Here is a 26,587-nt window from a genome sequence, read left to right on the forward strand (position 1 = left end):
TTTAGAAAAACTGCTAAATAATTTTTTGCTAGGAGGGATTCAAAATTGATCGAACTTCTTGATCAAATAAGAAGCTGCAGACTCTGTGAAAAAGCACTCCCTTTAGGGCCTCGCCCAATAGTACAAGCTTCTGCTGATTCTAAGCTTCTCATTATCGGCCAAGCCCCAGGTAGCAAAGTTCATCATTCAGGCATCCCTTGGGACGACCCCAGCGGCGATAGATTACGAGAATGGCTAAAATTAGACAAAGAAACTTTTTACAATGATAACAAGATTGCAATTATGCCTATGGGGTTTTGTTATCCAGGTAAAGGACGATCAGGTGACAACCCACCCAGACCTGAATGCGCCCCCACATGGCACGAGCGCCTATTGAATGAGATGCCTTCCATCCAATTAACTCTTTTAATCGGACAGTATGCTCAACGTTATTACCTAAATCAGGGTCAAGTCTTAGTTAATTACAAAACTCTCACCGAACGTGTAAAAAATGCTTATAAAGCACCTACAGCTATCTTCCCTTTACCTCACCCCTCACCGAGAAATCAGCTATGGTTGAAGAAAAACCCTTGGTTTGAAGCGGAAACGCTACCGCTGTTAAGAAAAAAATTAGCTATGATCAATCTTTAAATCATCTAAATGAAACTAAGCATTGATCTATAGTTTTTGAAAATTTTGTAACTGTTGGACCGTCATCATTTGCAGCATATTTAACACATTCATATTGCAGAGCAATTTGACCACAAACCTCGGCTAAATCAGGCCGCACATTAGCTAATCTCGCACAGTAATCACCTACCGTTTCACCTTTTGATCTCTGTAAGCCCTTCGGCTTTAAACCATTAGATAAACGAATAATGTTTGAGTCAAAGGGATCTTGTGGTGGCGCAGCACTAGACCGAGCCATTAACAGCATTGTGATGGTTATCACTATAGCAAACGGGACGAGTAGGAATATGACTAAACGCCACGCAGTTACCTCTCCTAAGAGATCACGAAGCAGATCTATCTGTCGATGATGATAGTGTAAAACCCAACGATGCCAAGCATAATTAAACCCTTCAATTCTCAATCTTAATTCTGATAAAAAACCATCGCCCTTTATTCCTAAGCCTTGCACAGGGCTTTCATTAAGGAACTCTGGGTCTCGTGATAAAACTTCGCTAGAAGCCTCTTCAATTCGATCGGGTGAGACTGCTGCTGTTGGATCTATCCGCACCCATCCCTTATTCGGAAGCCATGCTTCCACCCAAGCATGAGCATCATACTGCCTTACTAATAGATAATTTTCATAATGATTCCACTCTCCGCCTTGATAGCCAGTGACAATCCTTGCTGGAATACCCACCGAACGAAGCATAAATGCCGTAGCGCTTGAGTAATGGCCACAGAATCCCCTTTGTGTTTTGAAGAGAAAATCATCCACAGTATTCACCCCCAGCGGTGGCGGGGAGAGTGTATAGCTGAAGTTTTTATTGAAAAATTCAAGTATTCGCCGAATAAACGCCTCTTCAGTTCCGGTTTCTCGCCACCATTGTCGAGCTAATTCCATTGTCACAGGATTGCCTTCGGGCAAATAAATTTCTCGGGTAAAGCTCTGATAGCTTCGCTCAGAGCCTATAGACAAAGAAGGCCTTGCAACTAATGAAAATTGTTTCCGCTGAATTAATGGGCTACGTGTTTCTAATACTCGCCCAGCACGGAACTCTAATTCACTGGGCGTTTTGCTTACATAATCTAATGCGGGAACATAAGTCGCCTGAGTAGGCTCTAAAATGAGCTCATAACCAATTTTTGCACCAGAACGCTCTGACTCTGTCGCTTTATCTCTATTTACCAAACTACTTTCTAGATTACTCCAACTACGACCATCAAAGTCATGAAGAACAATCGCGCGCCAATATAAGCTTGATTGCGGCGGCTTTACTCCCTCAAAAGTCGCTCTAAAAGCCACCTCTGCTGAGCGAGTCAATCGTGTGATATCGCCTGGAGTCATGGTGTCAGACAAACCGGTTTTGGCCGCACTTTTGTCAAAACTAATCTGCCAGAGTGGATCTATTCGCGGCATGCCCATAAATAAGACAATCATTAATGGGAACACCGGAATAAACATCATGCAGGTTCGCTTAAACGGCTGAAAGAATGGTACTGCACGATGAATATGTATCGCCTGTAAAGCAGTACTTACAACCAACAAACAGAATAATGTGTAAATTGCCATCCATATTGTTTGCGTGAAAAGAAAAATAGATGCAGCGATAAGATATGCCACATAGAGAACAACCAAAGCATCACGCCGCTTGTAGATTTCCAACAGTTTTAAGGAGAAGGCAACAACTAATAAGGAAACGGTAGAGCTAATCCCCCCTCCCTCTTGATAACTGAGCAGAACGGATGCTCCTGCGACAAAAACCAAAACAGATTTAAACCATTTAGCAGGAAACGACCAACGACCAATAAAGACCATCACTCGCCAGCTTAATGTGAACAGCACTATACCTGGCACCCAAACAGGCAGATGGCTAACGTGAGGCAGAACAACCACAAACACACTAATCAACTGCCATAGTAGTGCCGTACGGCTTAGCTGCTGGTTATGCATGGCCAGTGTTGCCATTCGCACCTCCAAATACAGCTAACACCGTTAAAACCTTTTCTAAATGATCCGGGCCTGATGAAGGTTGAATTCGGTTATTGGGCAACATCAATCCAAAATCTATTCCTTCATGCTCTAATTGAATTGCCCAATAACAGATAACACTGAGCCTAGGCTCCATTGGAAGATCTGGCCACGACTCCCAATTCAACCACACCTGACGACTTTGCTGTCCGACATAGCGTTTAACTAACAACCCTCGCCCCTGCGCAAATTGCTTCCAAGCGATATGTTTAGTTGACTGTCCCGGCTGATACTCTTCCAAACCAAAAAAATCATCACCAGCCCTTTTATCCCCAGAATAACTATCTTGATCACCACTATTTAAATCAGGCCGCGGTCCTTTTTGAGGTTTTGGAAATACGACTATATCTAAATCTAACTCAACCCAACTCCAAGCCCTTAATAAACCAAATGGATAAGTGGTTTCTATCTTCAGTGGACCAGGCTTTAAACGACCTCGTTTATGGGTAGTCAGATTCAGTTCTACACCTCGCGCTTGTTCTTTCTCAAGGTGGACCGTTTCTTCAGGTTGCCCCTTCCAGTTCAACTGAATAGTTTCGTAGTTCCGATTATTTTCAGATTCCAACAGCACCGAAAGGTAAGTTGAATCACCTGCAAAACAGTTTTTACCTCTTAGCGCAGTGATTCTTAAACCTGATAGGTTTAGATAGGTAAAATGTATAGTTAGCACTCCAAGGGCTACCAACAAGTAAGCTACCGCATGGATAAGGTTGTTTTGATAATTCGTTGCGATAAAAAAAAGAAGGATACAAAGAAAGAGAAAACTCCAGCCTGAAGCAGTCGGAAAAATATAGATACGTTTTTGATTTAAAAGGATGGAATGACCTTTAGGCCGCCTAGAACTGATAACCTTATCAACCCATGCTTGAAACCGGCCACCGACTTGATCAACCAACCACATCAACTTCACTCAGTAATTTACGAACCAGCGCAGTACCACTCTGATCCATGTAATCCTCCGATGAACGTAGACGGTGTGCAAATACAGGTCCTAGCAAAGATTGTATATCTTCAGGAATCACATACTCTCTACCACTAATATAGGCCCAGGTTTTAGCTGTATTTAGTAACGCCAAACTCCCTCGCGGAGATATGCCATATTCAAATTCTGTTGATTCGCGACTGTACTTAACCAGCCTCTGAATATAATCCAGCACACTACCTGATACAGAAACCTGAGCACACTCACATCGAATCTGATCAAGCTCGATAAGCTCAAGCTGCTCATTAAGGTCCGGGATTTTCTTACGGGCATCCCCACCTAATAAAAGCTCCCTTTCAGCTTCTAATGAAGGGTAACCAAGATGAATACGCATTAAGAAACGATCGAGCTGAGATTCAGGCAGTGGAAAAGTACCATATTGGGAAATTGGGTTTTGGGTGGCAATAACAAAGAAAGGTTGAGGTAAATCGTAACTACGCCCTTCAACCGTTACCTGCCTTTCTTCCATCGCCTCTAGCAGTGCGCTTTGTGTTTTTGGTGTTGTACGATTAATTTCGTCAGCTAATATGAGCTGGGCAAAAACAGGCCCTTTATGAAAAATAAACTGACCGTTAGCAGAATCAAAAATAGATGCCCCTAAAATATCAGCGGGCAACATATCACTAGTAAATTGAATTCGTTGATAATCTAGCCCAAGCACTTTAGCCAAGGCATGGGATAAAGTCGTTTTCCCCATCCCAGGCAGATCTTCAATTAATAGATGCCCCCCAGTAATCAAACAAGTAAGCGCCTGCCTGATTTGAACTTCTTTCCCATATAAAACCTGGCCAACTGCCTCAACAATCTGATCTAGCTTTTCGCGCATGAACACCTTACTCCATATCCCTGAGTAATTACTATGCCAGTTTGGTTTAGCTCCTGCACGAGCTTATCCCATCTTACTGTTAAAATTTAAGAGGGATTGAATCTTGGTGATAATCCGCAAAATCAGAACGGCACGCTTCATCATGAGTCTCGATCTGAACAAGGTTTGCCTCATGAATGCCGGCTTTAAGGCAGATATCATAACCCTCTTTTACATTGTGACAGGTAACAACCTTACCTTCCTGATCTTTGATCAACTCTTTGTGTAAATGATCATGATCATCGAATTCCACCTCGATAACCATAGGGCCACACCCAGATTCGATAAAATTAACACCCTTGATTCTTGCCTGCTGCTTTAGCATACCCATTTGCTCTATGTTCATAAAAAGCCTCCAGAACTATGCTTGCGGATAATTTAAAAAGAGATGAGCATTGTACGTAACACCGAAACGTTTAGATTAATAATAGTCAAAGATCAGGTATTACGAAGGCTAGAGGGCATAGATAGTCACAAAAAAACCCGGTATAAACCGGGCTTTTATAATTACAGATCAGACATATTAGTCACAGCAAGAATCACCACTATCACAGCAGCTTTCACCACCTTCGTGTACGTGGCCATGAGATAACTCTTCTTCTGTCGCTTCACGAACATTAGTCACTTCGACATTAAAAGTCAGTGTTTGGCCCGCTAGAGGGTGGTTACCATCAAGGATAACGCCATCTTCTTCAAGAGCTACAACTGTAACTGGCTGCTGCCCCCAAGGTGCTTCAGCCATAAACTGCATACCAACCTGAATGTCATCAATACCTTGAAAATTAGCACGATCAACTGTCTGCACTAGCTCTTCACGCACATCGCCGTAACCTTCTTCAGGTGTCACAACAACATCTAACTTATCACCAACCGTTTTGCCAATCAGCGCTTTTTCCAAACCAGGAACAATATTGTTAGCGCCACAAACGAATGGTAATGGCTCTTGGCCCTGAGAAGAATCTAGAACTTCACCTTCTTCATTTTTTAGTGTGTAGTGGATGTAACCAACTAGATTTTCAGCAATTTGCATACAAAGAATTCTCTATTTAGAGGGAGATACACTTAAGCTGCAGATGAAATTAACACTGCAATAAACCATCACCCTGATTAGGATTTGGAAACCTAGCTAAAGGTCCAACCACAAGTAAAAACTTAGTTAAGTCAATCATACAGATTGCACCAAAATGCTGCTAGTTCTAGCTATCTATCACACAAAGAAATTACACCTTCACTAGAAAATAGGAATTTTTCTTAGCTCCAAATCTAGATCCCTGTGCTAATTTGTATCTATTGATAGCCTTATCATGGAGGATCAAGCTAATGGAAAAGGCATGTACGCTATGCTACAGCCTTGTATTGCATCACAAACCACACTCAGCACTAAAAAAGATTAGTGAATTGAAAGGTAGTGAGTTGTATAAATGCTGTTGCTGTTACGCCTACTTACACAAGCATGACAACGAGTGGGAAATAATCAGTGGTGGAGACTTTAGCGGCAAGCCTGTCGATCAGGTTGAAACTGAGAGTCAATCTACAGAGTACGAAACTGAGAATCTAAGTTTCGGCAAACGCATAAGCTATCAACCGTAATTGATAGCTTATGGTTACAAAAGACCTACTTCATACAAAATCGCAACAAGCTGAGTTTTATTACGCGCACCAAACACACGTTTGGCTCGAGTAATATGATACGTAATTCCTTCCTCAGTTAACGCCAGCTTATCAGCGATTCTTTTTACCGCCATGCCCTCAGCTGTCATCTGAATAATCTGACGGCAAGTATGCGATAACAGCTCCTGCTTAAGGAAAGGGTTTTGCTCTTTCTCACAAACAACCTGCAGTAATGAGTGATAACGAGCTAAAATAGGTACCAGCCACTCCTTTACTGACTCGAAAAACTCTTCAAATTCGCCAGCTGGCAAACTATGAAAAAGACCAAAGTAATGAAACCAATAATTATCACTCGCACCCGTCATAGGTACATAGACACGAGACGCTATATTATTTTGTTTCCAAAACGATTCTGCCTGTGAACCAACACTACTATCGGTATTCTTAACGACGAGTGGAGAACGCGCTTCTGGTAACACTTTCCATAACGGGTCAGCATGAGCAACGTCTCGATAATAAGCTTTAACAACTGCATCCGGTAACGAACCGACAATATCAAAACCATTTTCCCAACGCTGCCTCTGATGATCTGACAAACCTTCAATATGCTGACGCGTCAGCACTGAGTATGTGAAGGAAGTAAAACCAAGCTGGCATAGTAACTCGTCTAGTTCCTGTAATAGCCTATCCCAAGTACATTCAATAGCTAACACTGTTTTTTCTTGAAGTGCTGGCTGTTGTTTTAGCTGTAGAATCAGGCTTTCCATATCTTGCACTAAAACACTCCGTTGAAAAGTGAGTCCTGATACCTAAAGGGGAAATAATTCTTGTTAAAGATAAACACCCAAGAGGTATGACCAAATTACATAAATTCAAACAAAAGGGGCTTTAACAAAAATTAACCTATGACTCCTAAAAACATAGATTCCCCAATCCATATGTTAATGATAAGCGTATTCCAAAATGGAAGAAGTACCAAAAAATATAGTATCGAGGGTGTTTTTCACTCTCAGGTCAATTTTTCATGGACTAAAGCCGTAGGCTCATTGAATTCTTTGCCTTCCAGCTGATTTAAATTTCTCTAATACTATACTAAATCACTCTGATATATATGGTAAAATCAGAACTTTAGTACTACTACTGACCCCATATCACACACAACTCGTAAGGAATAAGGCAACAACAAGTAAACATATTAAGAGTCTATTTTTGACATATAAAGATAAAAAATTCAAACAAAGATTTGTAAAAACAAACAATACTTAAGCTAAATCAAATTACAAATTTATTACATCGCATTCTTTTAGATTTTTAATAAGAAATACGACTTGTTTAGAGAGGAGTTTTGTATATTTATCTATAGATACTGAACATTCACTTAATAATATTGCAATTAATTTTCATTAAGCTTATGCGTTAGAAAGTTAGAAACTAGTGAACAGCTATCAAGAAATGAGCTTAGCGATAAGAAAGGAATAGAGGCACAATCAGTATCGTGCCTACCCCCCATTAAAGTGCATTCATTAGGTACGCATACCTAAGCGATAACTTCCATTATCGAAAAACTGAGCAACCTGCTGACGTTTTCGGCCTAATAATACGGGCCCATTGTCAAAAAAGAGAAAGTTCTTCCAATTACGGCGAAAAACACCCCACTTAGTCTCAATAATATGATCACTTTGGTAACAGAAATACACTGTGATGTTATCATCCCACTCAGCCATATGGGCTGTCAGTAGCTCCGGCATTTGATTTGATTGCGCATCCCAAGCACTCTGCCAAAAATCTTTCTCAAACCAGTTTTTATCTTTGGCGGCCCAATCACCTTCTCCAAAGTGTTCTGGATGAGAGCAACCTCTGCTTATATGCTCTGACCAAATCTGCTCCGCACGACTTTCCGTCAAAGGATTGATCTGCGCAAGATCTTCTTCAGAAACAGGCAAATCCCTGTGACGAAAGATCCAAGCCTTGGTGTACTCTTCCAACGGAATATATTTCATTGTTTACTCAAAATTTTCTAAGATTCACAAAAAAAGAAAAAGGGAGCTGAATAGCTCCCTTTTTAAAAGAAAGCGGACTATGGTTATCCTTCACCTTCAACACGGTTACAACCGCTTTGCTTAGCTACGAATAGGTTCTCGTTGGCGCGTCTCAACATGTTATCAGGATCGTCTTCCAGGCCATCTAGCGCTGCAACACCAACACTGACAGTAAATTTAACATCGCCAGCTGCGTAAGGGATTTCCATCTCTTCCATCATTTTGCGCACACGATTACCAGCAGCCATACCCTGTTCATGGTTCGTTTCCGGCATAAACATTACAAACTGATCGTCACCGTAACGTGCAAGGAAATCTGAAGTACGCTTCATACCATGGATAGAGGTAACTAACTGTTGTAGAACTTGATCACCACAATCCCAAGAGTATCTGTCATTAAGGTCGCTAAAATCATCAACATCAATAACCATCAAGCTGCAGACCCAATCGTAACGCTGCGCTTGTGCGATAGCCTGTTCTAATACAGGTCTTAGTGCGCGACGGTTATAAGCACCTGTCAGAGGGTCACGCTGGGCCTGATTCGTGACCTGCCTTTCAAGTCTTCGTTGGGCAGAGATGTCTCGAAAAACCGCTACAACCTCATCACCTGCAGCAGAACAACGCAGCTCCATCCATTTTGTTTCACTTAAACCTTGGTCTTTCAACACAGGTACGTGTTCAGGTCTTAACTGAATGTAAGTCTTAATCGCTGTATTCTTCTCAATAGACTTAACCCCAGCAGCAGTAATATTACCGCTAATATCAGCAGGGAAAATATCTTCGAGTTTACGTCCCATGATCGCATCGGCATCCAACCAACCTGCGTCACCTGCAGAACACGCCATGATCAAACCTGTTGGTTCAAGTACCATCACTACATCCGCTGTTGCTTCCAGAACAGCACCATAGCGAGCTTGAATCTGTTTATCCGACATCCACTACTCTCCACTCAACCAGACGATAAAAATTGGCATACCAAAAAGATAGCTGTTTGAGGCAGGATGAACAACCTGTTTTGCAGTTTTTATGCGCAGAAGCTTGATTCAAAAAGGATATTTTTAGTCGCAGTACCGAAATACTGCGACCAAGATTACAAAATATAGTAATCCAGAGGGGGGAAACCGTTAAACTCGATCGAGCTATAACTGGTGGTGTAAGCACCGGTAGAGAACCAATAGATATGATCACCGATCTCTAGAGATAGCGGCAACTCATATTTATGCTGCTCATACATGATATCTAGACTATCACAGGTAGGGCCGGCAAGAATCACCTCCTCTTCAGGCCCTGACTTTGAAGTAGATAGCGGATATTTAATTGCCTCACCCAAAGTTTCAATCAAACCGTTAAACATGCCTACATCGGTATAGACCCAACGTTCCAACGCTGTAGAAGATTTTCGAGAGATCAACACCACTTCTGATACGATGATTCCAGCATCGCCAACCAACGAGCGGCCAGGCTCAAGGATAATTCTTGGTAGCTCTTCACCAAAATCTTCTTTTAGAAAGCGCGTAATCTCTTCCGCATAGGTTTCAAATTCATTGGTCTTCTGTAAATAGGTCGCAGGAAAACCACCGCCCATATTAATCATTTGCAAACGGATGCCATGCTCTTCAACCAAACGCTCAAAGATCACTTTGACCTTGGCAATCGCACCATCCCAAACATCGATATCACGCTGTTGAGAACCCACATGGAAGGAAACCCCATAAGGGTTTAAACCCAAATCACGCGCAAGCACAGCAAGTTCAATTGCCATTTCTGGGTTACAGCCAAACTTACGCGACAAAGGCCAATCAGCACCTTCTGAGCCATCAGTGAGCACACGGATATAGATATCAGAACCTGGCGCATACTCCGCTATATTGCGTAGATCGGCCTCAGAGTCGGTCGCAAACAGGCGTACACCGTGATCATAGAAGTATTTAATTGCAGAGCACTTCTTAATCGTATTTCCGTAGCTTATACGCTCTGGCGCAACATCAAATTGCAGTACTTTATCTAACTCCTGCGGGGAAGCGATATCAAAGCTAGCCCCCTCTTTCACTAATAGCTCAATCACCTCATTAGCGGGGTTTGCTTTTACTGCGTAATACACATCAGCTTTAGGAAACCCCTTACTCAATTCAGCAAAACGAGTTTCGATAACTGAAAGGTCTAAAGCTAAAAAAGGTGTAGGTTTAGTCTGAGTTAATGCTTCTAACTTATTAGGAACATCGGGACTAAATTGGTTTGGTAAAATCATGCGCAATTGCACCACACAATTGGGTTAGACAAAGTACTCTAGCAGTGCCTAGTACAGTAAAGGCGCGAAGTATAGTCAGTAATAGAATTCCAAGTCCAGCATTAGATTTATGCTTTAAAACTAAGCCCCTTCACCACTACGAATCACCCGTTCTATTTCCGCAAAGCTTTTAGATTCGTACATCACATCAAAGCCAATTTTCAGGCGCCTTGAGATATCACTTGCCGAGATTATCCCTCTAATTCTCAGGACTCCCGCTGAACTTTCATCAATGACCACTACATGCTGATCTCCAGACCCTTTAAGGGTCAACATAATATCCCCTACCCTTGCATCCTTAAGTTGCTCATATGTAAGCGCATTCATATTCAATTTACTCAACATAATATGTCTTACTTGAACCTGATCTCGACTAACCCCATCACGCTGCATAAAGGCCATGACTTTTCGACCTGCGGCATCTGACGCAGTGATAATACCGGTAAAATTATCTTGGTTATCCAAGACAAAGAGCAACCGCACGTGCTGACTCTTCATATACTCAAGCGCTTCTTGAATAGGTAAAGACTCAGGAATTGTTACAGGCTTTACTTCAGTAAAGTCGGTGAATACTTCAAAAGCTGGACTATATAAACTCGCAGGCGTTGCGGTTTTATCAGGCGATAAAATGTAGTCGATATCAGTCGTTGTTTGTAAACGGATGTGCCGAAATTCCTGAAGCATGCTGTTCCCTCTCTGAATGACCTCTGTAATCAGAATAGTACATAGCTTCCGTTTTACCGCTTCTTGAATAAAGAGGCTTCGCTAACAACTAGACGAACATTTTACAGTAAAGAGAACTGGTACTTCTCACGCTTAAGATTAGCGGGTTTAAACCCCTGCAAATCAAAATAGCTGACCGCTTGATCAATCATGTCCGGATGACCACACAGGTAGACTATGTCCTGATCAGGATTCGCATTCAAATCCACATATAAGTCAGACACATAACCAGACTTCTCGTTGGCGGACAGGACCTCACTCTCCTCACGGCTAAAGCAAGTAAAGAACTTAGCATGAGCACTCAATTGAGTAAGCTCGGAAAACTCATCAGCGTAGAGCAATTCATCCCTGTTTCTCACCCCTTGGATAACAACCACTTCCAATTCAGGATTTTCAGATATACGGGATCGAAGCTCCGGCAACATAGATCTAAACGGCGTAACTCCCGCACCTGTTGCAATAAAGACAAACCTCTTGGGGGAGGCCTTGGGTAAGATCAGATTGCCAAAAGGTCCATTAACGGCAACCGTGCTACCTAGTTCAGCAGCTCTAAAATATTCACTGGCAGCACCATCAGGGACCAAAGTAATGACAAAAGTGAGTAATCTGTTATCTACACTGGGTAGATCCCCATTTGCCACACTGTAACTTCTCGCCTTTTTCTGCCCTTGGTAGGCGAACTCAATTGAAAAGAATTGACCGGGGATATAACGAATCGGATCTTCGCCCTTGTAAGTTAATTCAATCGAGCGAGGTGTTAGATAACGCTTTTCTACGAGGCTTAACTCTACTCTGTTATTACTCAACATATCTCAACCCAGACCCTTAATAGATGTATTCAATATACATCTAAAGACACCAATGGTCAAAAGACGCTCAAATTAATTTAAATGACTTAAACAAAAAAGCAGCCTATTGGCTGCTTTTGAAAAATCTTAGAATGGTTTAATAACCTAGTTCACTTGGGTCGATCACAACACCTAAGGAACGCTTATCAACAAAATTGCCTTTGCTGGTTTCTTTATAACGGAAGGTAACTTTCTTACCTAGCTCAATTTCTAGATCTTTATCTGGAGACATATAAGAGTACTCCTCACCATCTACTGTTATCACATGAATGTAGTATGGCGGCATGCCAACCCACTCAACATGAGGACCATCGGTGACAACCTTTTCCAGTACACCACGACCAGAAAGTTTAGGAGTTTTTTTGTAGCCGCCTCTGCGACCTTTAAAATTACCCGCCATTAAGGCTCCTTACAACTAAGAACAACATCGGCAAAAAATTTATTGCTCCATCATTGTAGCTTTACTACCTGTCAGAGCCAAACCCTTATAGAAAAACTGTTAAACTTTATGCTGATTATTTTTTCAGAGTGTCGAAGCCTTGCTACCTATCATTTCCGTTTTACCCGAATTAACTCAAGCGCTTAACGATCAAAATGAAGCGGTTCTAGAAGCACCTCCTGGTGCAGGTAAAACTACGCAAGCCCCCCTCTCATTGCTCCAAGAGAGTTGGCTGGGTAATCAAAAGATTCTCATGCTAGAACCAAGGCGTTTAGCAACCAAAGCGGCCGCCGAACGTATGGCACAGATGCTCAATGAAAAAGCGGGTCAGACCGTTGGCTATAGAGTTCGACTCGACACCTGTATCAGCGAACAAACCCGAATAGAAATTGTGACAGAGGGTATCTTAACCCGCATGTTACAAACCGATCCAAGCCTTGAAGGCTACGGCATTGTAATTTTCGATGAGTTTCATGAACGCAGCTTAGATGCTGACTTAGGCTTAGCCCTTACGCTAGAAGCCAGAGAATATTTCCGTGAAGAAACTCCGCTGAAAATATTGGTGATGTCCGCCACATTGGATGGCGAAAAAATCGCCAAGTTGTTGAGTGATGCTCCAATTGTAACCAGTTCAGGTCGTAGCTACCCAGTTAAACCTTTCTATTGTGGCGAACCCTCTCAAGGTGAATGGCTAGAACAAAAGCTGGTTAAAACCGTCACCCTAGCGCTAGCCGAGCAAACCGGCAGTATTTTATGCTTCTTACCAGGCATGCGAGAGATTCGAAAAGTTGAAGAACTACTTAACGAGCAGCTCTCACAAACAGAGAAAAACACTATTGCTATCGCGCCGCTCTATGGCGATCTAACATTGGATGAACAGCGTAAAGCCATAAATCCAAGTGATGAAGGTAAACGCAAAGTCGTACTAGCAACAAACATTGCTGAGACTAGTTTAACCATCCAAGGCGTAGAGGTCGTCATCGATTCTGGTTTAACACGTGTCGCCAAATATGATCCTAACTCGGCAATGACACGCCTACATACGCGCCGAATTTCCTCAGCTTCTGCCACACAACGTGCAGGCCGAGCGGGTCGATTATCCCCTGGTGTATGTTACCGATTGTGGAGTGAAGGACAGCAAGAACAACTTAGCGCGTTCGATAGCCCGGAAATAGCACAAGCAGATCTAACAGCTTTAGCACTACAGCTAGCTAGCTGGGGAACCACCGATACAAACGACCTTAATTGGCTTGACCAACCACCAGCAGGTTCTTTCCAACAAGCGCAAACCCTACTTACCCAATTAGGCGCGCTAAACTTACAGAAGCAAACAACCGCCCACGGTCAGCTTATGGCTGAGTTACCTGCGCATCCAAGACTCAGTCACATGCTTATCAAAGGTTCAGCTTGGGGCTTAGCCGACAAAGCCTGTCGTATCGCAGCGCTCTTAATGGAACGCGACCCTTTTAGAAATGAAGGTACGGATATCAACAGCCGCCTCGAATGGCTAGCAACCAAACCGAGTTTTCAGAAAGGCGTCTGGCATCGAATCAAAAAACAGGAACAGCATTACCATCGAATGCTTTCTAAACTTGAAATTCCAAGCGAAGCTTCTGGACATAAGATTCCAGATCAAGAACAAGCAGCTGTGTTACTGGCACTTGCGTATCCTGATCGCATCGCACAGCAACGCCAGAACAGTACTATTTATAAACTCAATAATGGACGTGCGGCGAACTTCTACGATCAAGATCGATTAAGCCAATATCCATGGATAACCGTTGCGACCCTGCAAGGAAAACAAAACCAAACGAACGACCAGATCCAACTGGCTGCGCCACTGAATCCTGAGTGGATTGAACAATTCATTCCTGAGCTGATTCAACAGCATGAAGTGATTGAATGGGATAAATCCCAAGATCGTATCTGTGCCGAGCAGCAAACGCGACTCGGTACTCTCGTTTGGGAATCCGCCCCTTTAGAAAGCCCTTCACCTGAGACAATTAAAGCAGCAATCATCAATCAAATCAGGAAACGAGGGTTATCTTTGTTGCCTTGGAATGATGATATTCAAGCATGGCGTCAGCGCGTGATCTTTCTGAACCAAGCAGTTCAAAAGCAATCACAAGATCAATGGCCAGATCTAAGCGATAACTGGCTTCTAGAAAATCTTGAGGAATGGCTAGCACCTTATTTGAATAACATCACGCAACTAAAGCAGTTGAAGAAAATCAATCTAAGCAGCGTGCTACAATCGATGCTCCCTTGGCCTCTGCCTCAGAAGTTAGATGAGTTAGCACCGGAACGTTTTAGCGTACCTTCGGGCTCCAAGATCAGAATCGATTACAGCCAAAATCCACCTGTTTTAGCAGTAAAACTGCAAGAGATGTTTGGCTGTACCCAAACACCTAAAGTTGCCAATCATGTAGCGTTACAACTTCACTTACTCTCACCTGCGCGAAGACCGCTACAGGTCACACAGGACTTAGAAAGCTTCTGGCAAAATGCCTACAAAGATGTGCAGAAAGACATGAAAGGCCGATATCCTAAACACCCTTGGCCAGACAACCCTTTAGAAGCGATCGCAACCGCTAAAACTAAGCGTGCTTCGCAAAAGGTTTAAACACCTTAATCCGAAATATGCTCAACTAGAAAATCGATAAAACTACGGACACTCGGCTTGAGATATCGACTGCCTTGATAGATCGCATAGATATCTCCGCTACCCTGCTCATAAAGCGATGGTGTCCACTCTGGCATGCATTCAATCAGGCTTCCATCGTTCAGATGATCCTCCACCACCCATCTAGCGATCAATAAAATACCGGTTCCTGCAATGGCCGCTTCAACCAGAGGTGAGCCGCCTTTAGAAGATAAATTGCCGGTCACCAGAACCTTTTTATATTTCTTAAAAGAGCTCTGTAGAGAGTTCTTCTCAGAGCTCAGTTTAGAATTAAAATGCCAATAACAGCGCTGCCGACCTTGATTCAATAACAAGCAATTATGATCTGAAAGGTCACTCGGTTCTGAGGGCGATCCAAATACATCTAAATAATTAGGTGATGCACATAGCACCATTCGGTTCTCTAGTAGTTTACGCGCACGTAAATCTGAGTCCTCTGGTTTACCAATTCTGATACCGATATCGAACGCACTGCTATTCAGATCGACCAGTTGGTTATCCAGTTCAATCTGTACATTCACTTTGGGGAATTGCTTAAGAAAGAGTGGAATTAATGGCGAAACCTTTTGCCGGCCAAAACTCTCAAATACTGAGATTTTTAGCTCCCCTTTAGGTTCTGCATTGGCATCCTTAACGGAACTGACTAAATCATCAGCATTCTTTAAAAGTAAATTTGCACGCTCAAACAGCTGTTGGCCGTGTTCAGTCAGAGACAAAGCTCGTGTACTTCGCTTAAAAAGCGAAACACCTAATTCAGCTTCTAACTTATCGATACTTCTCGTAACCGAGGATGGCGCTATATTCAGCGCTTTAGCTGTTTTAGAAAAACTTCCATAACTAGCTACCTGAATAAATATCCGTAGTAACTCAAGCATCTTTTCTTACCCTGTCTGCACACCTTAATTATCCAGCCATATCTTTTGCAAAATACGCAAAAGTGTTCCGCATTTATAACAGATTCTAAACATTCCTGCTTAGCGCCAAAATAATCACATCATTCAATGTTATTGATTAGGATTGAAACATGCTACAGAGAATAGACTTTGTTAAGTCACACACCTCAGCATTTAACACTATGTTGCAGATGGAGAATTACCTCTCAGACATAAGCATCGGTTATAAGTTGAAAGGATTGATCAAAATACGGGCATCCATGCTAAACGAATGTGCATTCTGCATCGATATGCATACAAGCCAGGCACGTGCAAAAGGCGAATCAGAACAACGTATTTATGCACTATCTGCATGGAGAAAATCGAAGCTATTTAGCGAAGAGGAAAGAGTTGCTCTTGCCCTTACCGAAGAGATTACTTTAACCAATCCACAAGACCTAAGCGATCAAACTTACCAACAAGGATTAGAGCAATTTGGTGAGAAAGGTTTTGTTGAAATCATCATGCAAATCACTGCCATTAACGCATGGAATAGAATTGCGATAGCAACAAGGATGGAAAAAAGCCCGGATTAAAATAGATAAATGTTAAACGGGAGCAATCTATCAAGCATTGCTCCCGTTTTCGTTAAGAGCGTGATTTAGGCTTTCTGTAAGGAAAACTAATATCTCCACCTTGAGCTTTGAGTACGGTCACTTCAGTAGGTTCACCAACCTGATTTAGCTTAACCAGTCCAACGCCACTGCCATTGAATACCCTTTTAGCCGGCATACCTTCAGGGATGCGAGAGCGAATCTGCATCCGTCTTCGTTTGGTAAACCAGTTAAGCGGTGAACGACTGCCATAAAGCCATCGGTTCATTTTATCAAAGAGATCCAACAAAGCATGTGGGAACTCATTCTTTAAGCCACTGCAGGTGATTTGCCAGATATCTGGACTGTTTTTCCGGAAACGAATCTTGATGTCATAAGCAAAGGAGTAATGCACATCACCCGACAAAATCACAAAATTCTGTGGTGTTTTAGGATGACGGAAGATATTGAGAATCACATTTGCAGAACCTGCATGAGCCATCCAGTTTTCGGCATCCACCATCAGCGCATGGCCAAAGTAGGTAAAGATCCGCTGAACTGTCTCGATTAGCTTCATACCAAAAATCGGTGCAGGAGAAACCAAAAGCACTGCGTCTTCACCGATCAGCTCTTGCTGCAGCTCGGACAGCGCCTCCCAATCCATTAATCCAGAAGGTTTAGCTCCACTACTTTCCGACCACCAGCGACGAGTGCGGGTATCCAAAACCACCAGTTTGGGTGATGTGTTAAGACAGTAACTCCAGGCTTCAAACTCAAGCACCTGAGTAATCAGATCATTCCTAACTTCCCCACCGTCTGCAATCGCATCTTGCTGAATCAGCTCCGTCCATTGCTGCGGGAATTGATCAGGGGCATTCCCCCAGCCCTGACAAAGCCAATAACCGAGTAGCGCATTACCGATAATGCTTCTGGAAAACGGATGACTATAAGCCGCTTCTTCCCAACCTCGAGTTAGGTTCCAATCATCGGTAATATCATGATCATCAAAGATCATATAAACAGGAATTTGAGCTAAAGCGCGCTGGACATCAGGTAAACCATTAACAAACAGATCGATCTCTCTTTGCTCATCTAAGTAGCGATCGATATATTTATCTGAAACTTCGCCTGCGTTTAGCGAGATATGACGCCAAAGCTGTGGTGACCAGACCAAGAAATACATCGCCAACATCTCAGCCAATGTAATCAGATGATTGTGTGCCGTATCCGCAGTAAATATCGGTTTCTCTGCTCCGGCAAAAAAGCGATCGGCTAAATCTTGCCCTGCAGGTGTTTGCGGTAGCAGCTCCTCGCGTTCGTAATAACAATGCTCACTTTTATAAAGTTCGGCGCTGTTCTTTACCGTGGCTCCCTCTATCAGCTCAGGCGCTAAACCGAGTAGATCTATCGTCTGATGTATGGCCGATAGCATTGGCCCTGCGACATCATCCGCATAGATCTGATCACCCGACATAATCAAAAGCGCAGGGCGAGATTCAATATCATCTGTTGAACTTTCTAATACCTGATCGACACGAAGCAATGCATCTTCTGATGCGTAATGAGGTTTACGACAAGAACCATGCAGCACCTGATCCAGCTGAGTTTTTAGGGCAAACTTAGGGCGGTCTTCACCTGGATAGATCAAATGAGGCAGCAGGCTTTTTAAATTCTGAATTTCACCCCGAACTTCACACTCAAGATCATAAGAAAACCAAGTATCGGTGAAGAGAGAGTGCTCCGGTCGATACTCAATTAAATTGATAAAAGCAGACTTACCCACCTGTATAGACTGATTAATCGAAGCACAATCTATCTGGGCAACAAGTTCCTGCTCCTGATAAAAATGGAACGAGCCTTTTAAAGGCTCAGAGGTAACCAGCCACAAAGCTACTTGGTCTGGAGTAACTTTGCGCAACAAAGGCCCAGCAATAATAAAAGGCAACAACGTATTCTGTTTTTCAGATATGCCTAAAGCGTTCGTCATCGGTGATTCGAATCCATCTTTTACTAACTAAATCTAACTCCCCTACAGTCTAACGACCTTTTGACTGCAGGTTCAAATACCATTTTGGGGCTTTACTAAAGATCTTTTATAAATAGTTTATCAGCTAAATCACTTGGCTTTATAAACATCTGTGTCAGGGTGGAAGGTATACCAAGCAAACCAAAACGAGTTGACCGCTGGATAAGCTTGACCTGTTTCAGCATCAACAACTTCACCTGTGCGAGATGATGTATTAAAGCGAAGCTTAAACTGCGTACCATTAAACTCATCTAGCAGCTCATCATTTGAAATTTTAGATAGTTCGGCAAAGGGATACGCCTTAAATTTCCCATCAACCTCCACACCCAAAACTCTTTCTTTGGGATGATACGCTTGGCTTCGGAACTCCACAGGAAAATACAGCACAGGGCTTTCGTCATAACTACCATAAGGGCTTTGAGAATAGTCCCTTGAATAGCCAGTATTACGACTGAGCACTTCACCATCGGGGTAACGAGCTTTCCACTCTTTCCAGGTCATCTGATTCAACGGTAATTGAGTGAGTTTTTGACCTTTGTATTTCCCCGTCACGGCCTGACTTTTTAACTGTGACCAGAGAGAATCTGACTGACGATCGTAGAGCAGAACATCACTGTTATATAACAAGCCAGAGACACCAAAGGTCAGCGCCTCACCATTCATATCAGCAGAAAACGCCATGCCTGTTCCGCATAGAGGGCAATAACTGATCACAACAGGCTGACCGCCAAAATTATCATTCACGATCTCATGCCAGTTTAAGATATTAATAGGATATGCACGGGTAATACCAGCCAAAGTCAAACTCAACACCTGTTGATCATCCTGCCAACCGCCCGCTTGCTTCGCCGCTATAAATTCAGGCTTATCAATCGAAGGAATGCCATCACGAGCAGGACCGCCCGGTAGTATTTTTTCGGCAGGGATTAGACTTTCGGAAAGATCAAACCCATTATGTTCAGCAAAAACCGAACAAGACTTAAAACAAACCAAGGTGACGAGTATTGCGATAAGGAAGGCTAAAAGGCTAGTCCGTGAAAACATAGTGCAGTCTCAAAATTCCAGTTACTGGTTTGAGCACAAAAGAGGACAATGATTCAATTTAATTGTCCCGCCCCTTTTAATTCCTTGTGGTATGATGCCCGCAGATTTTACTTGTAGCAGAGAAGCAACAATGAAAAACAGTTTTTACTACGACTTAGAGTCTGGCGTTAAAGGCAGTCAAACAGATCTAAGTGCAGCACTTGATAACCTTCGCTATAACGAAGACGGTCTGATTCCTGCGATTGCTCAGCAAGCAGAAACTGGCGAAGTGTTAATGATGGCGTGGATGAACCGCCTTTCCATTGAAGAGACATTAAAAACTGGCCAAGTATGCTATTGGTCTCGTTCACGCCAAAGCTACTGGCGTAAAGGCGAAAGCTCTGGCCACGTACAAAAGCTAGTTGAGATGCGCATCGATTGTGATGGCGATACGCTTTTGTGCCTAGTGAATCAGTCGGGTCCGGCTTGCCATACAGAACGTTCTAACTGTTTCTTTCACGCTGTAAAAGAAGACAAGATTGAGATCATTTCTGAACCTTGCTGCAAATAAGCAACTTCAGATAGATATAAAAAAACCATGCCTTGGCATGGTTTTTTTAGTTTTGATCAAGGCTGATTAGCCTTTAGAACGCTCTTTTTGCGCTGCGCGATAAGCGGCTTTGGCATCACGATGCGCTTGAACAGCATCTTGCACATCAGAACCTAGGTGAGATTCACCACGCTCCTTCGCTAGCTGTACTTGATGTTCACGTTCACGGAAACGCTGCTTTTGTGAATCACTCATCTTTTCGATACAGTGCACACAGCTCACACCCTTCTCGTACGAAGCGAGTTGCTTTTCCTCTTCTGTAATTGGCATACGGCACGCGTGACATTGATCGTAGTCACCTACTTCCAAGCCATGTTTTACAGAAACACGGCCATCAAAGACAAAGCAATCACCTTTCCACATCGAATCTTCTTCATCTACCTCTTCAAGATACTTCAGAATACCGCCTTCTAGGTGATAAACCTCATCAAAACCCTGCTCTTTCAAATAGGCTGTCGATTTTTCACAGCGAATACCGCCAGTACAGAACATCGCAACTTTCTTGTTCTTTTCTGGATCAAGATTTTCAGCAACGTACTGAGGAAACTCGCGGAATGTCTTAGTCTCTGGGTCGATCGCATTTTCAAATGTACCGATCGCCACTTCGTAGTCATTACGCGTATCAACCAAAACCACATCAGGATCAGAAATAAGCGCATTCCAATCTTTTGGTTTTACGTAGGTACCCACCACCTTTTTAGGGTCGATACCTTCAACACCCATAGTCACAATCTCTTTTTTCAGCTTAACTTTGGTACGCATAAAAGGATTGCTGGTATCAAACGACTCTTTGTATTCGATAGGATTCAGGCGGTCATCTTGCTGCAACCACCCTAGCACTGTATCAATACCTTCGCGGCTTCCCGCAATCGTACCGTTGATACCTTCATTGGCTAACAATAAGGTGCCGCGCACGCCTACTTTTTGCATACACTCGAACAATGGTTCTCTTAATGCTTCAAAGTTTTCTAGGGTGACGAATTTATACAGAGCGCAAACAACCGTCTGCTCTTCAGAATTTTGCGGTAAATCAGTCATACAAACTCCGCTAATTGGGGCGTAAACCCAACGCAAAATATAAAACCCCAGCCGTTTTGACTGAGGCGACAACAATTTATCTGCACAACAGCAGATCTTGGGCGCAGATACTACCACAAAAACCAAGCGTTTAACTCAGGTACTTTGCATATTCTCCTCGATAAACACTCAACAATTTCATAATCCGAAATTGCCTTCCACATATCTGGTCTAGAATAACTAGTTATCAACGCAGGGAAATGCCCTGTCACGCTATTGATAAACTTGAAGTCTCGTCTTTGAGGTTAACTGTATGAAAGTTTCACACAAGGTTGCCCTACTCGCTTCCACGGTTGTCGTCCTAACCTTTGCCATCTATTCATGGATTCAATACAGCAGCGTCAAAGATGCTCTGTATGAGAAAACAGAGCAAAGTACCCAAGAAGCCACCTTAGTCCTGAGCTATCAGATAACCAACTGGCTCAACGCCAAATTAAAACTTATCGACATGATGGCGGAGAGTATCAACGCAGACTTTTCTCAAGAAACCATACAAGCCACCTTTGATAACCCCATCCTTAAAAAAGAGTTTATTTTGATTTTTGGTGGCCTAGATACCGACGGTAAAAAGATAACCAATGACCCAGAATGGAACCCAACAGGTTGGGATGCACGAAAACGCCCTTGGTACCCTTATGCAAAACAAAATGACAGAGCGGTATTAACCGACCCTTATGCCGATGCTGCCAGTGGCGAAATCCTTATCTCAGCCGTAGCTAACTTCTACGATAACCGTCAATTCAAAGGCGCATTTGGTGGCGATCTAAGCTTAAAGACCGTATCCGATGCTCTGAACACCCTTAACTTCAACAACACCGGTTACGCATTCCTGCTCAACTCAAACGGCAACATAATCAGCCATCCCAACGCTGATATGAATGGCAAATCCATCAATGATTTATTCGATGGCACTGCACCTAGCTTTAACCGTGAGCTAGCCGAATCATCCGTTAACGGCGATACCGTATTTGTCTCTTTTAGTAGGCTAGAAGATCTTCAAGGTAGCCAATGGCTAATAGGTGTAGTTTTAGATAAAGGGCTTGTAATGGCCGAAGCCAATCAAATTGGTATTACTGCACTAATCGCAACTATCATCAGCGCACTGATCTGTAGCGGCGCTTTATATATAACCGTATCTAAACAGCTACTTCCGCTAGAAAATCTACGCAGCTCCCTAGTCGAAATAAACAGTGGTGACGGCGATCTGACTAAACGCTTAGAAGTGAACACTAAAGATGAATTTGGTCAGGTCTCCACCGATTTTAACCAATTTATTAGCTACCTTCAGGATTTGATTATTCGGGTAAAACAGATCTCATCAGATGTACGCTCTAACAGTGATCACACCTTCAACTCAGCCTCCACAGCAGCCAATGAATTGGAAAAACAACTGTACGAACTCGATCAGTTAGCCACGGCTATGCACCAAATGTCCGCCACTGCACAAGATGTAGCGACCAATGCCCAGCATGCAGCAGACTCAGCTCAGCGTGCCGATTGTGCGGCCAGCGATGGTGTTACAGTTGTCTCCAAGACCACAGAATCAATCAGCCATTTAGCGGATGATATGGAAAATATTGTCAATACCGTCAATGAGCTAGCTAATTACAGTAACAATATCGAATCGATCCTAACCGTAATTACCGAAATAGCAGACCAAACCAACCTACTCGCCCTAAACGCAGCTATCGAGGCTGCCCGCGCCGGTGATAAAGGTCGAGGCTTTGCCGTAGTTGCCGACGAAGTCCGCGCCCTCGCCTCCAGAACTCAGCAATCGACTGAAGAGATTAAAAATATGATTCAGCAGCTTCAGTCTGGGGTAAGAAATGCTGAAAATACGATTACTCAAAGCAGAGAGCTAGCTGGCAAAACCCAAGACATTGCCAGTGAAGCCAACACTGTCCTCAATACTATCCGCGACAATATCCAAGAAATTAACCAAATGACAGTCCAGATAGCGACTGCAGCAGAACAACAAAGCGCCACTTCAGAAGAGATTAACCGCAACACCACCAATATCCGCGACCTTAGCCAATCGGTGGCTAACAACGCTAAAGCACAGGAATCAAACTGCCATCAAATGACTGACCTGACGCGTAAGCAAGATGCGGAACTTGGGAAGTTTAAGGTTTAAGGGCAGGACGCTGCTTCGCAGCTAGAGATCGGCTTCGCCTTTTAGGACGCTTCGCTAGAGGACGCCGCTACGCGGCTAGAGGAAAAACCTCTGGGTACAGATCAAACGATGCGCATCATTCTTTCATGTAAGCCTAAACCCTGATCTCCTTTGGCACAAAAAGAGATCGTCTACACTTAACGATTATCTGATCAGGAGAGTGAAATGTCTGGCAGCTCATGGATACTCACGGCTAGCTGCCCCAGCGAACTGGGTACGGTTGATGCTGTGACAGGTTTTCTCTACGAGAATGAACACTATATAGAAGAGCTTCACTCCTTTGATGACGAGAGCAGTGAGCATTTTTTTATCCGGGCGTGCTTCAGAACCAATAGCCACTTTGATCAGGGCACATTCCGCCAGCGCTTTTCCCTCAGAGCGGAAAAGTTTGATATGCAATGGGAGTTACAGCCTAGTGATTACAAGCCCAGAGTTGTTATTCTGGTATCTAAATTTGATCACTGTCTCAATGACCTGCTCTACAAAAAACAGATTGGTCAGCTAAACATCGATATACCCGCTATCATTTCTAACCACCCCGATCTGAAAGATCTAGCAGACTGGTATCAGATCCCTTATCACCACCTTCCTATTACTCCAGAAAGTAAACAGAAGCAGGAACAGCAACTCTGGAAATTAATTGAAGACACAAACGCCGATCTCGTAGTTTTAGCTCGATATATGCAAGTGCTTTCGGATGAACTCTGTCAAAAACTGGAAGGCTGGGCAATCAATATCCATCACTCGCTCCTACCCGGCTTTAAAGGTGCAAAACCCTATCACCAAGCTTATGAAAAAGGCGTGAAAACGGTGGGTGCTACCGCACACTATATCAATGCCGATCTCGATGAAGGCCCAATCATTGCCCAAGGAATTGAACCTGTTGACCATACCTACTATCCAGAAGATCTGATCGCTAAAGGAAGGGATATAGAGCGCATCACACTCTCTCGGGCGGTGAAATACCATATTGAGAAACGGGTTTTTCTCAATGGTAATAGGACGGTGGTATTTAAAAAATAGGACGCTGCTTCGCAGCTAGAGATCGGCTTCGCCTTTTAGGACGCTTCGCTAGAGGACGCGGCTAGAGGAAAAGCCTTTACGGCACAGATCGTAGGGTGCAATAACGAAGCGTATTGCACCGTCCGATATGGGTTTGTGTAATACGCTCCGCTAATACACATTACTTGCTGATTGGCCTTGTTATAACTAACCTGCGTCTGGCTTAACACCGGCTCTCTGAAGCATATTTTCTTCATTGAGAGCTACTGCCATGATTCTTGGTTGCACACTCGTGTCAGTATCATGTATTTTTGTTTTAACAGCAGCAAGCGCCTCTAAAGCTCTTTGTATAGAAGATTCATCTAGGTTGGGCAGCGAACCCGGCAATAAATTTTGTATTTCTTTTGACGTCACTCCAATTGCTCGAACCTCAAGTTCGCCGGACAGTTCATTATTATTAGCAGCAAAGCCTATTTTCAGAATACTGCCTAAATCAACCCCCCTTTTCTTGGTTTTTACACGAGCTACAAGCCTTAATCCTACACCAACTCTCGCCCTACCTATTACATCACTACCATCAGTAAGATCGTCGATGAAAAAATTGGCGTAGTCCATAAACGCGACGTAAGTACCTTTTTCCGAAGTAATCTTTCCAGTTAAGTACGACAGTTCTCCTGATGCAGTTTCTTTTGCTAACGTCACCACAACTCTCGTATCACCCAAGAAGGCAAGCTTTTCTGAATTAGTAAGTGTTCTAATGTCTTTAGTCACAATGTTTCCATTAACTGGGACTTCGATCTGACTTTTTGCTATCAGCGGCTCTATCGGAAAATATTCGTTCTTCAGATTGTTTGCATCGACCGCTACAGATTTGGGAAGCGGCGTGCTACTTGCGCAAGCAGCCAGAAACGTTGCTAATAAAACCATTGAAAGATATTTGATCATCTTCATAATTATTTCCTTTAATTCTCAGAGATAAATACTTCCAGCTTCGAAGGCTGAGAATCCTCTTTGCCGACTTCGTATTATAACGCCAAGCTAAGCGGTGCCGCTTTCGGCGTCCTTGCTTGAGCTTTTTGTTAGATATTCTTTAGTCTTAGCATGAGATTGCAACCTTGAATAAATGAGGCTCTCAATTTGATCAACAAGCGGATCAATCTCCTTCTTAAGCTTGTCCCACCCTTCATTTTGCATCTTCCAATCGTTGCACTCTCTACCAACTTCCTTTGAAACAATAGCTGCTCTAAATAGCTTGGTCGCTTGGTTCAAAATCTCCTTAATAGCAGGATCAAACAAAACGCTGTTTTCTGAGAAGCAGTCTATAAACTCATTGAAGACTCTATTTGTCTCAATCAGCTCATAGCGGAACTGTAACTCTCGATATAGATCAGTACTTTTAGTTCGCTTCAGCTCATTCTTTTGAGAATCCATGAATTTAGTTTGTGACAGTAGATCCTCAAGCTCGTCATCATTTAGCTTATTGATTTTAACATATCGTTCCGTCGGCGAGACTAGTGCTGATACGTGCTGTTGCGCGCTGTAAAGCTTCTTCCATATCAGCGGAAGAATTTTGAACTCCACCTCTTGAAGCTTGACAGCCCCATTCAGTAACGAGTCTATTTCTACCCTAAGCCTTTGAACCTCGATATTTTGATCGTGCTTGAGGCTCTGCAACCTTTGGTTAAACTTGTTTTCGATCCAAGTTTTTCCTAAGTATTGAAAGAGAAGATAAGATACTCCGGCAGACCCGCCGCCATAAGCGATTATTGTTCCGACTGTTTCAAAGAATTGATCCATAGCATTTGATTTCTAACATTTGTATATAAATGGGTCCGTAGATCTACCCATGCCAGATGTCCATCAGTCTGTTTTATACGTATTTTTAACTTAGCCCTAGGCTGAAAACAAGCATCAACAAAGCCTAATATAAAAACCAAACCATAAAAAAGGGTGTAACGGCTAATCCATTACACCCTACTTTCTAATCAACTTCTGAATTGCCCTTTTGCTTTTTCTCTAGCGAAGCGTCCTAAAAGGCGAAGCCGATCTCTAGC

At 43.1% G+C, this 26,587-nt stretch carries 25 protein-coding genes; 7 read left to right on the forward strand and 18 right to left on the reverse strand.

Going from position 1 to position 26,587, the window contains the following annotated elements; genetic code table 11:
* Positions 1-45: 45 nt before the first annotated feature.
* The gene (locus ACMXYP_RS09950) at positions 46-630 is read left to right on the forward strand and encodes a uracil-DNA glycosylase family protein (protein WP_415881488.1); all 585 of its coding nucleotides are present in this window, start codon (positions 46-48) and stop codon (positions 628-630) included.
* A 1-nt stretch (position 631) separates the two neighbouring features.
* On the opposite strand, the gene ACMXYP_RS09955 is transcribed toward ACMXYP_RS09950, so the two are convergent.
* From ACMXYP_RS09955 to ACMXYP_RS09975, 5 genes are all read right to left on the reverse strand, one after another.
* Complete coding sequence (locus ACMXYP_RS09955) at positions 632-2,617, reverse strand: transglutaminaseTgpA domain-containing protein (protein WP_415881489.1); 1,986 nt, start codon at positions 2,615-2,617, stop codon at positions 632-634.
* The gene (locus tag ACMXYP_RS09960; RefSeq protein WP_415881490.1) at positions 2,595-3,581 is read right to left on the reverse strand and encodes a DUF58 domain-containing protein; all 987 of its coding nucleotides are present in this window, start codon (positions 3,579-3,581) and stop codon (positions 2,595-2,597) included. Before ACMXYP_RS09960 ends, ACMXYP_RS09955 begins: the two co-directional genes overlap by 23 nt.
* Positions 3,568-4,488 carry an AAA family ATPase gene (locus tag ACMXYP_RS09965; protein WP_415881491.1) on the reverse strand — a complete coding sequence of 307 codons (921 nt, stop codon included), beginning with the start codon at positions 4,486-4,488 and terminating at the stop codon, positions 3,568-3,570. Before ACMXYP_RS09965 ends, ACMXYP_RS09960 begins: the two co-directional genes overlap by 14 nt.
* 79 nt (positions 4,489-4,567) lie before the next feature.
* Positions 4,568-4,873: a hypothetical protein gene (locus ACMXYP_RS09970; RefSeq protein WP_415881492.1), complete on the reverse strand. Its 306-nt coding sequence runs from the start codon at positions 4,871-4,873 to the stop codon at positions 4,568-4,570.
* A gap of 177 nt (positions 4,874-5,050) precedes the next feature.
* A complete protein-coding gene (locus tag ACMXYP_RS09975) occupies positions 5,051-5,557 on the reverse strand; it encodes an FKBP-type peptidyl-prolyl cis-trans isomerase (RefSeq protein ID WP_415881493.1) in 507 nt (168 codons plus the stop codon).
* A gap of 290 nt (positions 5,558-5,847) precedes the next feature.
* On the opposite strand from ACMXYP_RS09975, the gene ACMXYP_RS09980 reads away from it, so the two are divergent.
* Entirely contained in the window at positions 5,848-6,117 is a 270-nt protein-coding gene (locus tag ACMXYP_RS09980; RefSeq protein WP_415881494.1) for a hypothetical protein, read from the forward strand.
* Between the two features lie 14 nt (positions 6,118-6,131).
* On the opposite strand, the gene ACMXYP_RS09985 is transcribed toward ACMXYP_RS09980, so the two are convergent.
* The 7 genes from ACMXYP_RS09985 to ACMXYP_RS10015 all read right to left on the reverse strand — a co-directional run bounded on the left by ACMXYP_RS09985 (position 6,132) and on the right by ACMXYP_RS10015 (position 12,435).
* On the reverse strand, positions 6,132-6,905 hold the full coding sequence (locus tag ACMXYP_RS09985; RefSeq protein ID WP_415884659.1) for a helix-turn-helix domain-containing protein: 774 nt from the start codon (positions 6,903-6,905) through the stop codon (positions 6,132-6,134).
* Positions 6,906-7,661: 756 nt separating this feature from the next.
* Positions 7,662-8,138: a DUF2947 domain-containing protein gene (locus ACMXYP_RS09990; protein WP_415881495.1), complete on the reverse strand. Its 477-nt coding sequence runs from the start codon at positions 8,136-8,138 to the stop codon at positions 7,662-7,664.
* 83 nt (positions 8,139-8,221) lie between these two features.
* A complete protein-coding gene (locus ACMXYP_RS09995; protein WP_415881496.1) occupies positions 8,222-9,112 on the reverse strand; it encodes a diguanylate cyclase in 891 nt (296 codons plus the stop codon).
* 155 nt (positions 9,113-9,267) lie between these two features.
* Positions 9,268-10,425 (reverse strand): type III PLP-dependent enzyme, encoded by a 1,158-nt coding sequence (locus ACMXYP_RS10000; RefSeq protein ID WP_415881497.1) that lies wholly within the window; start codon positions 10,423-10,425, stop codon positions 9,268-9,270.
* Positions 10,426-10,545: 120 nt separating this feature from the next.
* On the reverse strand, positions 10,546-11,148 hold the full coding sequence (locus ACMXYP_RS10005; protein ID WP_415881498.1) for a CBS domain-containing protein: 603 nt from the start codon (positions 11,146-11,148) through the stop codon (positions 10,546-10,548).
* A 101-nt stretch (positions 11,149-11,249) separates the two neighbouring features.
* Positions 11,250-11,996 carry an FAD-binding oxidoreductase gene (locus ACMXYP_RS10010; RefSeq protein WP_415881499.1) on the reverse strand — a complete coding sequence of 249 codons (747 nt, stop codon included), beginning with the start codon at positions 11,994-11,996 and terminating at the stop codon, positions 11,250-11,252.
* Positions 11,997-12,132: 136 nt separating this feature from the next.
* The gene (locus ACMXYP_RS10015; RefSeq protein ID WP_415881500.1) at positions 12,133-12,435 is read right to left on the reverse strand and encodes a hypothetical protein; all 303 of its coding nucleotides are present in this window, start codon (positions 12,433-12,435) and stop codon (positions 12,133-12,135) included.
* Positions 12,436-12,574: 139 nt separating this feature from the next.
* Between ACMXYP_RS10015 and hrpB the strand changes: the two genes are divergently transcribed.
* Entirely contained in the window at positions 12,575-15,097 is a 2,523-nt protein-coding gene (gene hrpB / locus ACMXYP_RS10020; RefSeq protein WP_415881501.1) for an ATP-dependent helicase HrpB, read from the forward strand.
* A gap of 5 nt (positions 15,098-15,102) precedes the next feature.
* Here the strand turns inward: hrpB and ACMXYP_RS10025 are convergent, their stop codons facing one another.
* Positions 15,103-16,032, reverse strand: coding sequence for a LysR family transcriptional regulator (locus tag ACMXYP_RS10025; protein WP_415881502.1), 930 nt, complete (start codon positions 16,030-16,032; stop codon positions 15,103-15,105).
* A 149-nt stretch (positions 16,033-16,181) separates the two neighbouring features.
* On the opposite strand from ACMXYP_RS10025, the gene ACMXYP_RS10030 reads away from it, so the two are divergent.
* Positions 16,182-16,625, forward strand: coding sequence for a carboxymuconolactone decarboxylase family protein (locus ACMXYP_RS10030; RefSeq protein ID WP_415881503.1), 444 nt, complete (start codon positions 16,182-16,184; stop codon positions 16,623-16,625).
* A gap of 52 nt (positions 16,626-16,677) precedes the next feature.
* Here the strand turns inward: ACMXYP_RS10030 and ACMXYP_RS10035 are convergent, their stop codons facing one another.
* Positions 16,678-18,609 carry an alkaline phosphatase D family protein gene (locus tag ACMXYP_RS10035; RefSeq protein ID WP_415881504.1) on the reverse strand — a complete coding sequence of 644 codons (1,932 nt, stop codon included), beginning with the start codon at positions 18,607-18,609 and terminating at the stop codon, positions 16,678-16,680.
* A gap of 129 nt (positions 18,610-18,738) precedes the next feature.
* The gene (locus ACMXYP_RS10040; protein ID WP_415881505.1) at positions 18,739-19,692 is read right to left on the reverse strand and encodes a DUF3179 domain-containing protein; all 954 of its coding nucleotides are present in this window, start codon (positions 19,690-19,692) and stop codon (positions 18,739-18,741) included.
* A gap of 130 nt (positions 19,693-19,822) precedes the next feature.
* On the opposite strand from ACMXYP_RS10040, the gene hisI reads away from it, so the two are divergent.
* Complete coding sequence (gene hisI, locus ACMXYP_RS10045; protein WP_415881506.1) at positions 19,823-20,242, forward strand: phosphoribosyl-AMP cyclohydrolase; 420 nt, start codon at positions 19,823-19,825, stop codon at positions 20,240-20,242.
* 66 nt (positions 20,243-20,308) lie between these two features.
* Here hisI and ACMXYP_RS10050 read toward each other — a convergent pair whose 3' ends face one another.
* Positions 20,309-21,319, reverse strand: a complete 1,011-nt coding sequence (locus ACMXYP_RS10050) for a rhodanese-related sulfurtransferase (RefSeq protein WP_415881507.1) — start codon at positions 21,317-21,319, stop codon at positions 20,309-20,311.
* A gap of 292 nt (positions 21,320-21,611) precedes the next feature.
* Here ACMXYP_RS10050 and ACMXYP_RS10055 point away from each other — a divergent pair, with 292 nt between their 5' ends.
* Entirely contained in the window at positions 21,612-23,492 is a 1,881-nt protein-coding gene (locus tag ACMXYP_RS10055) for a methyl-accepting chemotaxis protein (protein ID WP_415881508.1), read from the forward strand.
* Between the two features lie 204 nt (positions 23,493-23,696).
* Entirely contained in the window at positions 23,697-24,554 is an 858-nt protein-coding gene (gene purU / locus ACMXYP_RS10060; RefSeq protein ID WP_415881509.1) for a formyltetrahydrofolate deformylase, read from the forward strand.
* 186 nt (positions 24,555-24,740) lie between these two features.
* Here purU and ACMXYP_RS10065 read toward each other — a convergent pair whose 3' ends face one another.
* Together ACMXYP_RS10065 and ACMXYP_RS10070 are read right to left on the reverse strand one after the other, a co-directional pair.
* The gene (locus tag ACMXYP_RS10065) at positions 24,741-25,484 is read right to left on the reverse strand and encodes a hypothetical protein (RefSeq protein ID WP_415881510.1); all 744 of its coding nucleotides are present in this window, start codon (positions 25,482-25,484) and stop codon (positions 24,741-24,743) included.
* 87 nt (positions 25,485-25,571) lie between these two features.
* Entirely contained in the window at positions 25,572-26,330 is a 759-nt protein-coding gene (locus ACMXYP_RS10070; RefSeq protein ID WP_415881511.1) for a hypothetical protein, read from the reverse strand.
* Between the last annotated feature and the right edge of the window lie 257 nt (positions 26,331-26,587).

The organism is Neptuniibacter sp. QD34_54, assembly GCF_047778055.1.
In the GTDB taxonomy this organism is placed as follows: Bacteria; Pseudomonadota; Gammaproteobacteria; order Pseudomonadales; family Balneatricaceae; genus Neptuniibacter.

What these genes read in the sequence shown, in the direction of transcription:
- ACMXYP_RS09955 (WP_415881489.1), bottom strand. Translation starts at nt 2,617, where the DNA reads ATGGCAACACTGGCCATGCATAACCAGCAGCTAAGCCGTACGGCACTA.
- ACMXYP_RS09960 (WP_415881490.1), bottom strand. Translation starts at nt 3,581, where the DNA reads ATGTGGTTGGTTGATCAAGTCGGTGGCCGGTTTCAAGCATGGGTTGAT.
- ACMXYP_RS09965 (WP_415881491.1), bottom strand. Translation starts at nt 4,488, where the DNA reads ATGCGCGAAAAGCTAGATCAGATTGTTGAGGCAGTTGGCCAGGTTTTA.
- ACMXYP_RS09970 (WP_415881492.1), bottom strand. Translation starts at nt 4,873, where the DNA reads ATGAACATAGAGCAAATGGGTATGCTAAAGCAGCAGGCAAGAATCAAG.
- ACMXYP_RS09975 (WP_415881493.1), bottom strand. Translation starts at nt 5,557, where the DNA reads ATGCAAATTGCTGAAAATCTAGTTGGTTACATCCACTACACACTAAAA.
- ACMXYP_RS09980 (WP_415881494.1), top strand. Translation starts at nt 5,848, where the DNA reads ATGGAAAAGGCATGTACGCTATGCTACAGCCTTGTATTGCATCACAAA.
- ACMXYP_RS09985 (WP_415884659.1), bottom strand. Translation starts at nt 6,905, where the DNA reads ATGGAAAGCCTGATTCTACAGCTAAAACAACAGCCAGCACTTCAAGAA.
- ACMXYP_RS09990 (WP_415881495.1), bottom strand. Translation starts at nt 8,138, where the DNA reads ATGAAATATATTCCGTTGGAAGAGTACACCAAGGCTTGGATCTTTCGT.
- ACMXYP_RS09995 (WP_415881496.1), bottom strand. Translation starts at nt 9,112, where the DNA reads ATGTCGGATAAACAGATTCAAGCTCGCTATGGTGCTGTTCTGGAAGCA.
- ACMXYP_RS10000 (WP_415881497.1), bottom strand. Translation starts at nt 10,425, where the DNA reads ATGATTTTACCAAACCAATTTAGTCCCGATGTTCCTAATAAGTTAGAA.
- ACMXYP_RS10005 (WP_415881498.1), bottom strand. Translation starts at nt 11,148, where the DNA reads ATGCTTCAGGAATTTCGGCACATCCGTTTACAAACAACGACTGATATC.
- ACMXYP_RS10010 (WP_415881499.1), bottom strand. Translation starts at nt 11,996, where the DNA reads ATGTTGAGTAATAACAGAGTAGAGTTAAGCCTCGTAGAAAAGCGTTAT.
- ACMXYP_RS10015 (WP_415881500.1), bottom strand. Translation starts at nt 12,435, where the DNA reads ATGGCGGGTAATTTTAAAGGTCGCAGAGGCGGCTACAAAAAAACTCCT.
- ACMXYP_RS10025 (WP_415881502.1), bottom strand. Translation starts at nt 16,032, where the DNA reads ATGCTTGAGTTACTACGGATATTTATTCAGGTAGCTAGTTATGGAAGT.
- ACMXYP_RS10030 (WP_415881503.1), top strand. Translation starts at nt 16,182, where the DNA reads ATGCTACAGAGAATAGACTTTGTTAAGTCACACACCTCAGCATTTAAC.
- ACMXYP_RS10035 (WP_415881504.1), bottom strand. Translation starts at nt 18,609, where the DNA reads ATGACGAACGCTTTAGGCATATCTGAAAAACAGAATACGTTGTTGCCT.
- ACMXYP_RS10040 (WP_415881505.1), bottom strand. Translation starts at nt 19,692, where the DNA reads ATGTTTTCACGGACTAGCCTTTTAGCCTTCCTTATCGCAATACTCGTC.
- hisI (WP_415881506.1), top strand. Translation starts at nt 19,823, where the DNA reads ATGAAAAACAGTTTTTACTACGACTTAGAGTCTGGCGTTAAAGGCAGT.
- ACMXYP_RS10050 (WP_415881507.1), bottom strand. Translation starts at nt 21,319, where the DNA reads ATGACTGATTTACCGCAAAATTCTGAAGAGCAGACGGTTGTTTGCGCT.
- ACMXYP_RS10055 (WP_415881508.1), top strand. Translation starts at nt 21,612, where the DNA reads ATGAAAGTTTCACACAAGGTTGCCCTACTCGCTTCCACGGTTGTCGTC.
- purU (WP_415881509.1), top strand. Translation starts at nt 23,697, where the DNA reads ATGTCTGGCAGCTCATGGATACTCACGGCTAGCTGCCCCAGCGAACTG.
- ACMXYP_RS10065 (WP_415881510.1), bottom strand. Translation starts at nt 25,484, where the DNA reads ATGAAGATGATCAAATATCTTTCAATGGTTTTATTAGCAACGTTTCTG.
- ACMXYP_RS10070 (WP_415881511.1), bottom strand. Translation starts at nt 26,330, where the DNA reads ATGGATCAATTCTTTGAAACAGTCGGAACAATAATCGCTTATGGCGGC.